The sequence below is a fragment of the Klebsiella pneumoniae subsp. pneumoniae HS11286 genome, from assembly GCF_000240185.1.
GTDB lineage: Bacteria > Pseudomonadota > Gammaproteobacteria > Enterobacterales > Enterobacteriaceae > Klebsiella > Klebsiella pneumoniae.
This window is the reverse complement of sequence record NC_016845.1, coordinates 4322498-4335207: the sequence shown is the minus strand read 5'-3', so window position 1 is coordinate 4335207 and position 12710 is coordinate 4322498. Positions and strand designations below refer to the sequence as shown.

Here is a 12710-nt window from a genome sequence, read left to right as displayed (position 1 = left end):
GGAACCATGAAACAGTATCTTGATTTGATGCAGAAAGTGCTCACCGAGGGCACGCCAAAAAATGACCGCACCGGCACTGGCACGATCTCCATTTTCGGCCATCAGATGCGTTTTAACCTGCAGGAAGGCTTCCCGCTGGTGACCACCAAGCGCTGTCATTTACGCTCCATCATCCATGAACTGCTGTGGTTCCTGCAGGGCGACACCAACATCGCCTATCTGCACGAGAACAACGTCACCATCTGGGACGAGTGGGCGGATGAGAATGGCGACCTGGGGCCGGTCTACGGCAAACAGTGGCGTTCCTGGCCTGCGCCGGACGGCCGCCATATCGACCAGATCAGCACGGTGATGAACCAGCTGAAAAACGACCCGGACTCCCGCCGGATCATCGTCTCGGCATGGAACGTCGGCGAGCTGGATAAAATGGCGCTGGCGCCGTGCCACGCCTTCTTCCAGTTCTACGTCGCCGACGGCAAGCTCTCCTGCCAGCTGTATCAGCGTTCCTGCGATGTGTTCCTCGGCCTGCCGTTCAATATCGCCAGCTATGCGCTGCTGGTGCATATGGTGGCGCAGCAGTGCGATCTGCAGGTCGGTGATTTCGTCTGGACCGGCGGAGACACCCATCTGTACAGCAACCATCTTGAGCAGACCAACCTGCAGCTAAGCCGCGAACCGCGTCCGCTGCCGAAGCTGGTCATCAAACGCAAGCCGGCGTCGATCTTCGACTACCGCTTTGAAGACTTCGAGATTGAAGGTTACGATCCGCACCCGGGCATTAAAGCGCCGGTGGCGATTTAACCCCCAGCAGAGTTGACTAACCGGCGCCCGATGGCGCCGGTTTTTTTATGCCCTTCGCACCACCCGATGGGAGCGCTTTCCGTTACCACCGGGAGAAGGTTGTTTTCTCCTGCCCCCCAGGCCACAGGTGGTTGCGGTGGGCGAAGTTGGGTAGACGCTCGCAAAAAAATGTCCTTCTGTCGAGTATGCAAAGCTTTTTTGCGTATCTGGCCGGGAAAGCTATTTTCCGTCGTCGCGCCAGAGCCAATCGCCGCGGCATACTCGACGCCATGAACAGAGAACATGGCTACACCCTGATGGAAACCCTGGTAACGCTGACACTGATGATGATCCTCAGCGTCGGCGGCCTGTACGGCTGGCAGCGCTGGCAGCAGCAGCAACGACTGTGGCAAACCGCCGTCCAGGTGCGGGATTTTCTGCTCTTTCTGCGCGATGACGCCAACGCCTACAACCGGGACCGCGTGCTTCGCGTCGGCCAGGACGAAGTGGGCTGGTGCCTGAGCGCGGAGGGGGAGGGGCCTGACTGCGCCTCGGGGACATCCTTCACGCTGCGCCCGCGCTGGCCGGGGATCACTCTGGCTGGCGTTACGCCTGGTCTGGGGTTTTATGGTCTGCGCAGCACCGCCTGGGCGGGGAATCTGCGGCTGCAGAGCGCGGCCGGCAGCTGGAGCATTGTGATCTCACACTGGGGGCGGATTCGTTTATGCCGCAGCGACAGCGCAGGAGGGTGTCAGTGAGCCGCCGCGGATTTTCCCTGGCGGAGGCGCTTATCGCCATGGCCATTGGCTCGCTGCTGCTGATGGGGGCCTGCCGCTTTCTGCCTGCCCTGCAGCGTCATATTCTGCGCCAGGGCGAACAGCTGGCCCTGGAGAACGAGCTGTGGCAGCGTGTGCATGCCGTGGGAAAACATCTGCAGCGCGCCGGGTACTGCCGGGGAGCGTGCGGCGGAGCCGGGCTGGAGCTAGCCGCTGGCGGGGAGTGTCTGATTGTGCGCTGGGATGCGAACAGCAACGGGAGATGGGAAACTTCCCCCGCGGCAGCGGCGGAGAGCACCGGCTTTCGCCTGCGCGACGGCGCGCTGGAGACCCTGCGCGGGGCCAGCGACTGCCGCGGCGGCGGATGGGAGAAAATCACCAACCCGGCCGCCATCGTGGTGACGCGCTTCTCGGTACAACGTCAGGTCACCCCGGGCTTCGCGCCGGAGCTGAGCGTGACGCTGGCGGCGCGCTCCGCGCAACAGACGGGCCTGACGAGCGAGGTTGAGCAGCGGGTGACGGGGTATAACCTGTGATCCGCCAGCGTGGAATGTCGTCGCTGCTGATGGTGCTCCTGTTGCTGACCCTCGGCAGCCTGTTACTCGAGGGGCTTAACCTGCAGCAGCGGGTGCTGCTGGCGCAAACCGCCAGCGAAACGCAGGCGATCCGCGATACGGCGATAGCCCATTCCGCGCTGCAGTGGGGAAAACAGCAGGTCTGGTCGGCGCAGGTGGCGCTGGCCTGCCGGGAGCAGGCGCCGCAGGGCTGGCGCGCCTGTCTGCGTATCTTCGGCGACGGTTCACTGGTGCTCAGCAGCGCCAGCGGCGAGGTGCAGGTCTGGCAGTCCGGCGAGGTGCGCGGCGGGCAGGTGCGTTTTTCCGCCCACGGCTGGAGCGATTTTTGCCCGCTCAGAGAGGCGAGCTTATGTCAAATGCCCTGAAGCGTCAGCGGGGGTTTAGCCTGCCGGAGACCGTGCTGGCGATGGCGCTGATGGTGCTGACGGTCACCGCGCTGGGCGGCTATCAGCGCGGAATGGCGCAAGGAATTGTCCAGTTGAACCAGACCCGTCAACTGTGGCGCGACGCGTGGCGCTATAGCCAGCTCTCCGCGCCGCCGTCGCCGGCACGCGGGCAGGTAAGCCGTATGCAGACATCGAGGCAAAGATGTGTCAGCATCACGGTAACGATCAGTAGACCCGTTGCAAAGCGGGTGCAGATGACCCGGCTGCATTGCCCGGTCAGCCAGTAGTCAGGAGCAATTATGTTAAGGGTATACCACTCAAACCGGCTGGATGTTCTCGAGGCGTTGATGGAGTTTATCGTCGAGCGCCAGCGGCTGGATGACCCTTTTCAGGCCGAAATGGTGCTGGTGCAGAGTACCGGCATGGCGCAGTGGCTGCAGATGACCCTGGCCGCGCGCTTTGGGATTGCCGCCAATATCGAGTTCCCGCTGCCGGCGAGCTTTATCTGGGATATGTTCGTGCGCGTCCTGAAAGATATTCCGGGCGAAAGCGCCTTCAGCAAGCAGAGCATGAGCTGGAAGCTGATGACCCTCCTGCCGCAGCACCTGGAGGAAGACGATTTTATCCTGCTGCGCCAGTATCTGAGTGATGACGGCGACAAGCGCAAGCTGTTTCAGCTGGCCGCCCGGGTGGCGGACCTCTATGACCAGTACCTCGTCTATCGCCCGGAGTGGCTGATGCGCTGGGAGGCCGGCCAGCGGGTGGAAGGTCTCGGCGATGCCCAGCAGTGGCAGGCGCCGCTGTGGCAGGCGCTGGTGAGCTACACCGCCGAGCTGGGGCAGCCGCAGTGGCACCGCGCCAATCTCTACCAGCGCTTTATCAGTACCCTGGAAAAAGCGGACGAACCGCCCGCCGGGCTGCCGTCGCGCGTCTTCATCTGCGGGATTTCCGCGCTGCCGCCGGTCTATCTTCAGGCGCTGCAGGCGCTGGGTAAGCATGTCGATGTCTACGTATTGTTTACCAACCCCTGCCGCTACTACTGGGGAGACATTAAGGATCCGGCGTTCCTGGCGAAGCTGCTGTCGCGCCAGCGGCGCCATCACCGCGAGGCGCGCGCGCTACCCCTGTTTCGCGACACCGAGCAGGCGCCGGGGTTGTTTAATGACGCCGGGGAACAGGATGTCGGCAACCCGTTGCTCGCCTCCTGGGGGAAACTGGGGCGCGACTATATCTACCTGCTGGCGGGGCTGGAGCGCTATGAGGAGCTGGACGCTTTTGTCGACATCGCCCCCGATAACCTGTTGCATAACCTGCAGTCGGATATCCTTGAACTACGCAACGCGGCGGTGGCCGGGCAGAGCGCAGAGGCATTCGCCCACAGTCGCGACAAACGTCCGCTGACGCTGGATGACCGCAGTCTGAGCATTCACGTCTGCCACAGTCCGCAGCGCGAAGTGGAGGTTCTGCACGATAGGCTACTGGCGATGCTGGAGGCGGATCCGACGCTCACGCCGCGGGATATCATCGTCATGGTGGCGGATATCGACAGCTACAGCCCCTATATACAGGCGGTGTTTGGCGCCGCCAGCGGCGATCGCTGGCTGCCGTGGGCGATCTCCGACCGTCGCGCCCGAGAGTCGCACCCGGTGCTGCAGGCGTTTATTACGCTGCTCTCACTGCCGGACAGCCGCTTCGCCAGTGAAGATGTGCTGGCGCTGCTGGACGTCCCGGTGCTGGCGGCGCGCTTTAATATCACGGAAGAAGGGCTGCGCTACCTGCGCCAGTGGGTGAACGAGTCCGGCGTCCGCTGGGGAATGGATGACGACAACGTCCGTGAGCTGGACCTGCCGGCGACCGGGCAGCATACCTGGCGGTTCGGCCTCACCCGCATGCTGTTGGGCTACGCGATGGACAGCCGCGAGGGAGAATGGCAGTCGGTGCTGCCGTATGACGAATCCAGCGGTTTGATCGCCGAGCTGGTGGGCAACCTCGCGTCGCTGCTGATGCAGCTTAATCTGTGGCGACGCGGCCTGGCCCAGCAGCGGCCGCTGGCGGAGTGGCTGCCGGTCTGTCGCGATCTGCTGAATGACTTTTTCCTGCCGGACAGTGAGACCGAAGCGGCGCTGGCGCTGATTGAGCAGCAGTGGCTGGCGGTTATTGATAGCGGTCTGGAGGCGCAGTATGGCGAGCAGGTGCCGCTGACGCTGCTGCGCGATGAGCTGGCCCAGCGCCTCGATCAGCAGCGGATCAGCCAGCGCTTTCTTGCCGGCCCGGTCAATATCTGTACCCTGATGCCGATGCGTTCGATCCCCTTTAAGGTGGTGTGCCTGCTGGGGATGAATGACGGGGTTTATCCGCGCACGCTACCGCCGCTGGGCTTTGATTTAATGAGCCAGAAGCCGCAGCGCGGCGACCGCAGCCGGCGCGATGATGACCGCTATCTGTTCCTCGAAGCGCTGATGTCCGCCGAGCAGACGCTGTATATCAGCTATATCGGCCGTTCGATCCAGGACAACAGCGAGCGTTTTCCTTCGGTGCTGGTGCAGGAGCTGGTGGATTATATCGGCCAGAGCCACTGTCTCGCCGGTGACGAAGAGCTTGACTGCGACGCCAGCGAAGCGCGGGTTAAAGCCCATATCACCCATCTGCATACGCGCATGCCGTTCGACGTTGCCAATTTCCAGGAAGACGAGAACAAGAGCTACGCTCGTGAATGGCTGGCGGCCGCCGGCCAGCAGGGAGAGGCGCATAGCGATTTTATACAGCCGCTCACCGCGCCGCCGATTGACAGCCTGCCGTTCGATCAGCTTCTGCGCTTCTGGCAGCACCCGGTACGCGCGTTCTTTCAGCAGCGTTTGCGGGTCAATTTCCGCGCCGAAGAGGACGATATTCCAGACGACGAGCCGTTCACTCTTGAAGGGCTGAGCCGTTATCAACTGAATCAGCAACTGCTCAATACGCTTATTGAGGAGCAGGACGTCTCGGCTATGTTCCGCCGCTTTCGCGCCGCCGGCGAGCTGCCGTATGGCGCCTTTGGCGAGCTGGTCTGGGAGACGCAGCGCCTGGAGATGCAGGCGCTGGCCGAGCGGGTGATGGCCGAGCGCCAGCAGGCGCAGAGCATGGAGATCGATCTGCAGTGCGGCGGCGTGAACCTGACCGGCTGGCTGCAGCAGGTGCAGCCGGACGGTCTGCTGCGCTGGCGGCCTTCGCTGCTGAGCGTCTCCCAGGGGATGCAACTTTGGCTGGAACACCTTGTCTACTGCTCCAGCGGCGGCACCGGCGAGAGCCGGCTGTTTGTGCGGAAAGAGGGAGAGTGGCGCTTTCCGGCGCTGGCGCCCGCCGAGGCGCAGGCGTACCTTAACGAGCTGGTGGATGGCTATTTGCTGGGGATGTCGCAGCCGCTGCTGCTGCTGCCGGAAAGCGGTGGCGCCTGGCTGAAAGCCTGTTACGACGCCGAAAAGGATGTCATCTTAATGGACGAAGAGACGCAGCAGAAAGCGCGGAGCAAATTCCTGCAGACCTACGAAGGGAACATGGTGGTCAGCGGGGAGGGCGCCGATATCTGGTATCAACGCCTGTGGCGTTCGCTGGAGCCGGCGCATTACGAAGAAATCATTGCCCAGACGCAGCGTTATCTGTTACCGCTATATCGTTACCATCGGTCCACACAAATTTAAATAGTATAAAAATTGCGCAGTGAATGACGGTTCATTTAATATGCGCAACGTATCACGGACTGATGGACATAAAAGGCTGCACGCTGTGCAGCGCAAGTTTGTTAATGATGAGGTTCGTGAATGCCCCGCAGTTTATGGTTCAAGGTTTTTGTTGTGCTGGCCGCCCTCTGGGCGCCGTTTAGTCAGGCCGACACCGGATGGCAGCCGATTCAGGAGACGATCCGCAAAAGCGAAAAAGATACGCGTCAGTATCAGGCGATCCGCCTTGATAACGACATGGTCGTGCTGCTGGTTTCCGATCCGCAGGCGGTGAAATCGCTGTCGGCGCTGGTGGTGCCGGTGGGATCCCTGCAGGATCCGGCAGATCATCAGGGGCTGGCGCATTTTCTGGAACATATGACGCTGATGGGGTCGCAAAAATATCCCCAGCCTGACAGCCTTGCAGAGTTTCTTAAGCTGCACGGCGGCAGCCATAACGCCAGTACCGCGCCCTACCGCACCGCGTTTTATCTTGAAGTGGAAAATGATGCGCTGGACGGGGCCGTAGATCGCCTGGCCGACGCCATCGCCGCGCCGCTGCTGGATAAAAAATATGCCGACCGCGAACGTAACGCGGTCAACGCCGAGCTGACGATGGCCCGGACGCGAGACGGGATGCGCATGGCCCAGGTCAGCGCGGAGACCATCAACCCGGCTCACCCGGCGGCCCACTTCTCGGGTGGCAACCTCGAGACGCTCAGCGATAAGCCCGGCAGCCCGGTGCTTGATGCGCTGCACACCTTCCGCGATAGCTGGTACTCCGCCAATCTGATGAAAGCGGTGATCTACAGCAACAAGCCGTTGCCGGCGCTGGCGCGCATGGCTGCGGACACCTTTGGCCGCGTGCCGAATCGTCAGATCAGCAGGCCGGAAATTACCGTCCCGGTGGTCACGGATGCGCAAAAAGGCATCATTATTCACTATGTGCCGGCGATGCCGCGTAAAGTGCTGCGCGTCGAGTTTCGCATCGACAACAACAGCGATCGCTTCCGCAGCAAAACCGATGAGCTGGTCACCTATCTTATCGGCAACCGCAGCCCGGGCACGCTCTCTGACTGGTTGCAAAAACAGGGTCTGGCGGAAGGTATCCGCGCCGATTCCGATCCGGTGGTAAACGGCAACAGCGGCGTACTGGCGATCTCAGCCACCCTCACCGACAAAGGCCTGGCGCACCGCGATGAAGTGACGGCGGCCATTTTCAGCTACCTCGACCTCCTGCGTACTCAGGGCATCGACAAACGCTATTTCGACGAACTGGCGCATGTGCTGGCGCTGGATTTCCGCTATCCGTCGATCAACCGCGACATGGACTACGTGGAATGGCTGGCGGACACCATGATCCGGGTGCCGGTCGAGCATGCGCTGGACGTGGTGAATATTGCCGACCAGTACGACCCGCAGGCGATCAAAGACCGGCTGGCGATGATGACCCCGCAGAACGCCCGTATCTGGTATATCAGCCCCCAGGAGCCGCATAACAAGACGGCCTACTTTGTCGATGCGCCGTATCAGGTGGATAAGATTAGCGAGCAGACGTTCGCTGACTGGCAGCACAAATCGCAGGCCATCCAGCTGCGGCTGCCGGCGCTCAACCCCTATATTCCGGATGACTTCACCCTTATCAAAAGCGATAAAGCCTGGCCGCATCCGCAGCTGATCCTGGATGAACCGACGCTGCGGGTGGTGTATGCCCCGAGCCAGTATTTTGCCAGCGAGCCGAAGGCGGACATCTCCCTGGTGCTGCGTAACCCTCAGGCGATGGACAGCGCTCGCCGGCAGGTGATGTTTGCCCTCAACGATTATCTCGCCGGCATCGCCCTCGACCAGCTCAGTAACCAGGCGGCGGTCGGCGGCATTTCGTTCTCTACCGGCGCTAATAACGGATTAATGGTCAATGCCAACGGCTATACCCAGCATCTTCCGGCGCTGTTCAGCGATCTGTTGCAGGGATACTTCAGCTATACGCCGACCGAGGAGCAGCTGGAGCAGGCCAAATCCTGGTATGCGCAGATGATGGATTCCGCCGAGAAAGGCAAAGCCTACGATCAGGCGATTATGCCGATCCAGATGGTCTCGCAGGTGCCGTACTTCCAGCGCGAAGTGCGCCGGGCGCTGCTGCCCTCCATTACCCTTAAAGAGGTGCTCAACTACCGCGCCAACCTGAAAACCAGGGGGCGTCCTGAACTGATGGTGATAGGCAATATGACCGCCGATGCCGCCACGACGCTGGCCCGCCAGATCCAGCAGCAGCTGGGCGCTGACGGCAACGAATGGTGCCGCAATAAAGACGTGGTGGTGAATCGGCAGCAGCTGGCGATCTTCAATAAAGCGGGCAACAGCACCGACTCCGCGCTGGCCGCGGTGTTTGCGCCGCCCAACGTGGATGAGTTCAGTAGCACCGCCGCCAGCACCCTGCTGGGGCAGATCATTCAGCCGTGGTTCTACAACCAGCTGCGTACTGAAGAGCAGCTCGGCTACGCGGTCTTTGCCTTCCCGATGAACGTGGGGCGCCAGTGGGGCATGGGCTTCCTGCTGCAGAGTAGCGATAAGCAGCCGGCCTTCCTCTGGCAGCGGTTCCAGGCCTTCTTCCCCACCGCGGAGGCGAAGCTGCGGGCGATGAAGCCGGAAGAGTTTGCTCAGCTCCAGCAGGCGGTGATAAGCCAGATGCTGCAGGCGCCGCAGACGCTGGGCGATGAAGCCTCGAAACTGAGCAAAGATTTCGATCGCGGTAATATGCGTTTTGATTCACGTGATAAAGTAGTGGCTCAGATTAAACTGCTGACGCCGCAAAAACTTGCCGACTTCTTCCATCAGACGGTGGTGGATCCGCAGGGCATGACGATCTTGTCCCAGATTTCCGGTAGCCAGAATGGCAAAGCGGACTATGCCCAGCCGAAAGGCGGCAAAGTGTGGGAAAACGTCAGCGCATTGCAGCAATCCTTACCCCTGATGCGAGAGAATGAATGACCGACACCGCTGAGTCTTTGGATCCCCTGCGCTTGCCCCTGATCGGCGAGCGCCTGATAGAAGCCTCTGCGGGCACCGGAAAAACCTTTACCATCGCCGCGCTGTATCTGCGGCTGCTGTTGGGGCTGGGCGGTGAGGCCGCCTATCCCCGCGCCATCAGCGTTGAAGAACTGCTGGTGGTGACCTTTACCGAGGCGGCGACCGAAGAGCTGCGCGGCCGTATCCGCAGCAACATCCACGAACTGCGCATCGCCTGCCTGCGCGGCGAATCCGACAATCCGCTCTACAGCGCGTTGTTGGCGGAGATCGCCGATAAAGACGACGCCGCGAAGACGCTGCTGCTGGCTGAACGGCAGATGGACGAGGCGGCGGTATTCACCATCCACGGCTTTTGCCAACGGATGCTGAGCCTTAACGCCTTCGAGTCGGGCATGCTGTTCGAGCAACAGCTGATCGAGGATGAATCCCGCCTGCGCTATCAGGCCTGCGCCGATTTCTGGCGCCGCCACTGCTATCCCCTGACCCGCGATATCGCGGCGGTGATCCACGACGTCTGGAAAGGGCCGCGCGATCTGCTGAAGTCCCTTGACCGCTGGCTGCAGGGCGAAGCGCCGCAGCTTAAGTCGCCGCCAGCCCCTAACGAGACGCTGGCCGAACGCCATCAGCAGATCATCGCCCGCATTGACTCGCTCAAGCAGCAGTGGCGCGAGCAGGTGGGCGAGATCGAAGGCGTGCTGGAAAATTCCGGCCTTGACCGGCGGAAGTTTAATCGCGGCAACCAGGGCAAGTGGATGGAGAAAGTGAACGCCTGGGCGCAGGAAGAGACGTTAAGCTACCAACTGCCCGACGCGCTGGAGAAATTTGCCCAGTCGTTTCTGCTCGAGCGCACCAAAGCCGGTGGCGAACCGCCGGTGCATCCCCTGTTTAGCGCCGTAGAGTCGTTGCTGGCCTCCTCGCTGACGCTCACCGATCTGGTGCTGGCGAGAGCGATGGTCGAGATCCGCGATGCGGTCGCCCGCGAAAAGCGCCGCCGCGGCGAGCTGGGGTTTGACGATATGCTCAGCCGGCTTGACGAGGCGCTGCGCGGCGACAGCGGCGAGACGCTGGCCAGCGCCATTCGCCAGCGTTTTCCGGTGGCGATGATCGATGAATTTCAGGACACCGACCCTCAGCAGTACCGGATTTTTCGCCGCATCTGGCGCCGGCAGCCGGAGACGGCTCTGCTGCTGATCGGCGATCCCAAGCAGGCCATCTACGCCTTTCGCGGCGCCGATATCTTTACCTATATGAAAGCGCGCGGCGACGTTGCCGCGCACTACACCCTCGATACCAACTGGCGCTCCTCGCCGGGCATGGTGGGCAGCGTCAATCGGCTGTTCAGCCTCAGCGATAACCCCTTCATGTTCCACGAGATCCCGTTCCTGCCGGTGAAGGCGGCGGCGAAGAACAAGGGGCTGCGCTTTACCGTTGACGCGGCGGACGTACCGGCGATGAACGTCTGGCTGATGCCCGGCGACACTGTCGGGTCTGGCGATTATCAGACCTTTATGGCGCAGCTCTGCGCCACGCAGATCCGCGACTGGCTGAGCGCCGGTCAGCGGGGGCGCGCGCTGCTGTGGCGCGGGGAAACCTCGCGCCCGGTACAGGCTTCGGATATTACCGTGCTGGTGCGCAACCGGCTGGAGGCGGCGCAGGTGCGTGAAGCGCTGCAGACGCTGGGCATTCCCTCAGTCTACCTCTCCAACCGCGACAGCGTTTTTGAGACGCTTGAGGCCCAGGAGCTGCTCTGGCTATTGCAGGCGGTGCTGGCCCCGGAGCGGGAAAATACCCTGCGCAGCGCGCTGGCGACGTCGATGTTTGGCCTGACCGCGCTGGATATTGAAAACCTGAACCAGGATGAGCAGGCGTGGGACGCGCTGGTGGAAGAGTTTAGCGAATACCGCCAGATTTGGCGGCAGCGCGGAGTGATGCCGATGCTGCGGGCGTTGATGACAGCCCGACATATAGCCGAGAATCTACTGGCGACACGCGGCGGCGAGCGGCGCTTAACCGACATTCTGCACATCAGCGAACTGCTGCAGGAGGCGGCCAGCCAGCTGGAAAGCGAGCATGCCCTGGTGCGCTGGCTGGCGCAGCATATCGCCGAGCCGGACAGCAACGCCGCCAGCCAGCAGATGCGTCTCGAAAGCGATAAGCACCTGGTGCAAATTGTCACCATTCACAAGTCAAAAGGGCTGGAATACCCCCTGGTCTGGCTGCCGTTTATCGCCCGGTTTCGTAAACAGGACCAGGCGTTTTACCACGATCGCGAGACGTTCGCGGCGGTGCTGGATCTGGGCCAGGATGAGGCCAGCCTCGAGCTGGCGGAGGCGGAACGACTGGCGGAAGATCTGCGCCTGCTGTACGTGGCCCTGACCCGCGCGGTCTGGCACTGCAGCCTCGGCGTGGCGCCGCTCAGCAGCCGGAAATCCGGCAACAGCGATTTCCACCTCAGCGCGCTGGGACGGCTGCTGCAGGCGGGCGAAGCCATGGACGCCGCCGGGCTGGCTGCGCGGCTGGCGGACTTCTGTCATGGCGATATTGCATTACAGATTCCGGGCGAACTGGATCTCACCCCGTGGCAGGCGCCCGCGGCGACCATCCCGCGATTGTCGGCGCGCGAGCTGCAGCGCCGCATCGCCGACGACTGGCGGGTGACCAGTTACTCCGGACTGCAGCAGCATGGTTTCAGCGGCGGGCAGGATTTGCTGCCGCGTCTGGATGTTGATGCCGCCGGCGTCGGCGAAGTCGTGGAAGAGCCGCAGCTGACTCCGCACCAGTTCCCGCGCGGCGCCGCGCCGGGGACCTTCCTGCACAGCCTGTTTGAGGAGCTGGACTTCACCCAGCCGGTGCCGGAAGGGTGGATGGCGGAGAAGCTGCAGCTGAGCGGGTTTGACGCGCAGTGGGCGCCGGTGCTGACCGACTGGCTGGGGGGCGTGCTGAAGACCCGCCTGCCGGGGCCGGATATCGCGCTCAATCAGCTTGCGGCGCGGGATAAACAGGTGGAGATGGCATTTTACCTGCCCATCGCCCAGCTGCTGACGGCGGAGCGCCTTGACGCGCTTATCCGCCAGTACGATCCCCTCTCTGCCGACACGCCGCCGCTGGATTTCCGCCAGGTGCGCGGCATGCTGAAGGGCTTTATCGATCTGGTCTTCCGTCACGAAGGCCGTTATTACCTGCTGGATTACAAATCCAACTGGCTGGGGGAAGATCGCGAGGCCTACACCCGGCCGGCGATGGAGCAGGCGATGCGTGCCCACCGCTACGATCTACAGTATCAGCTGTATAGCCTGGCGCTGCACCGCTATCTGCGCCACCGGCTGGCCGATTATGACTATGACCGCCACTTCGGCGGCGTGATTTATCTTTTCCTGCGCGGCATGGACGGGCGAGGAGGGGGGGCAGGGGATCTTCACCACCCGGCCGGTGCGACCGCTGATTGACGGTCTGGATCAGCTTTTTGCCGGA

8 protein-coding genes are annotated in these 12710 nt (G+C 62.2%); all 8 read left to right on the top strand.

Annotation, left to right across the window (positions count from 1 at the left end):
• The first annotated feature begins 6 nt into the window (after nt 1-6).
• The 8 genes from KPHS_42990 to KPHS_42920 all read left to right on the top strand — a co-directional run bounded on the left by KPHS_42990 (nt 7) and on the right by KPHS_42920 (nt 12685).
• A complete protein-coding gene (locus tag KPHS_42990; RefSeq protein ID YP_005228599.1) occupies nt 7-801 on the top strand; it encodes a thymidylate synthase in 795 nt (264 codons plus the stop codon).
• A 185-nt stretch (nt 802-986) separates the two neighbouring features.
• Nucleotides 987-1538, top strand: coding sequence for a prepilin peptidase-dependent protein A (locus KPHS_42980; protein ID YP_005228598.1), 552 nt, complete (start codon nt 987-989; stop codon nt 1536-1538).
• Nucleotides 1535-2092: a prepilin peptidase dependent protein B gene (locus tag KPHS_42970; protein YP_005228597.1), complete on the top strand. Its 558-nt coding sequence runs from the start codon at nt 1535-1537 to the stop codon at nt 2090-2092. The genes KPHS_42980 and KPHS_42970 overlap by 4 nt, the downstream gene beginning before the upstream one ends.
• The gene (locus tag KPHS_42960; protein YP_005228596.1) at nt 2089-2496 is read left to right on the top strand and encodes a DUF2509 family protein; all 408 of its coding nucleotides are present in this window, start codon (nt 2089-2091) and stop codon (nt 2494-2496) included. Before KPHS_42970 ends, KPHS_42960 begins: the two co-directional genes overlap by 4 nt.
• Nucleotides 2481-2804 carry a prepilin-type N-terminal cleavage/methylation domain-containing protein gene (locus KPHS_42950; protein YP_005228595.1) on the top strand — a complete coding sequence of 108 codons (324 nt, stop codon included), beginning with the start codon at nt 2481-2483 and terminating at the stop codon, nt 2802-2804. The genes KPHS_42960 and KPHS_42950 overlap by 16 nt, the downstream gene beginning before the upstream one ends.
• A 12-nt stretch (nt 2805-2816) precedes the next feature.
• On the top strand, nt 2817-6194 hold the full coding sequence (locus KPHS_42940; protein ID YP_005228594.1) for an exonuclease V (RecBCD complex) subunit gamma: 3378 nt from the start codon (nt 2817-2819) through the stop codon (nt 6192-6194).
• 153 nt (nt 6195-6347) lie between these two features.
• Complete coding sequence (locus tag KPHS_42930) at nt 6348-9200, top strand: protease III (protein YP_005228593.1); 2853 nt, start codon at nt 6348-6350, stop codon at nt 9198-9200.
• A complete protein-coding gene (locus tag KPHS_42920) occupies nt 9197-12685 on the top strand; it encodes an exonuclease V subunit beta (protein ID YP_005228592.1) in 3489 nt (1162 codons plus the stop codon). The genes KPHS_42930 and KPHS_42920 overlap by 4 nt, the downstream gene beginning before the upstream one ends.
• The last annotated feature ends 25 nt before the right edge of the window (nt 12686-12710 follow it).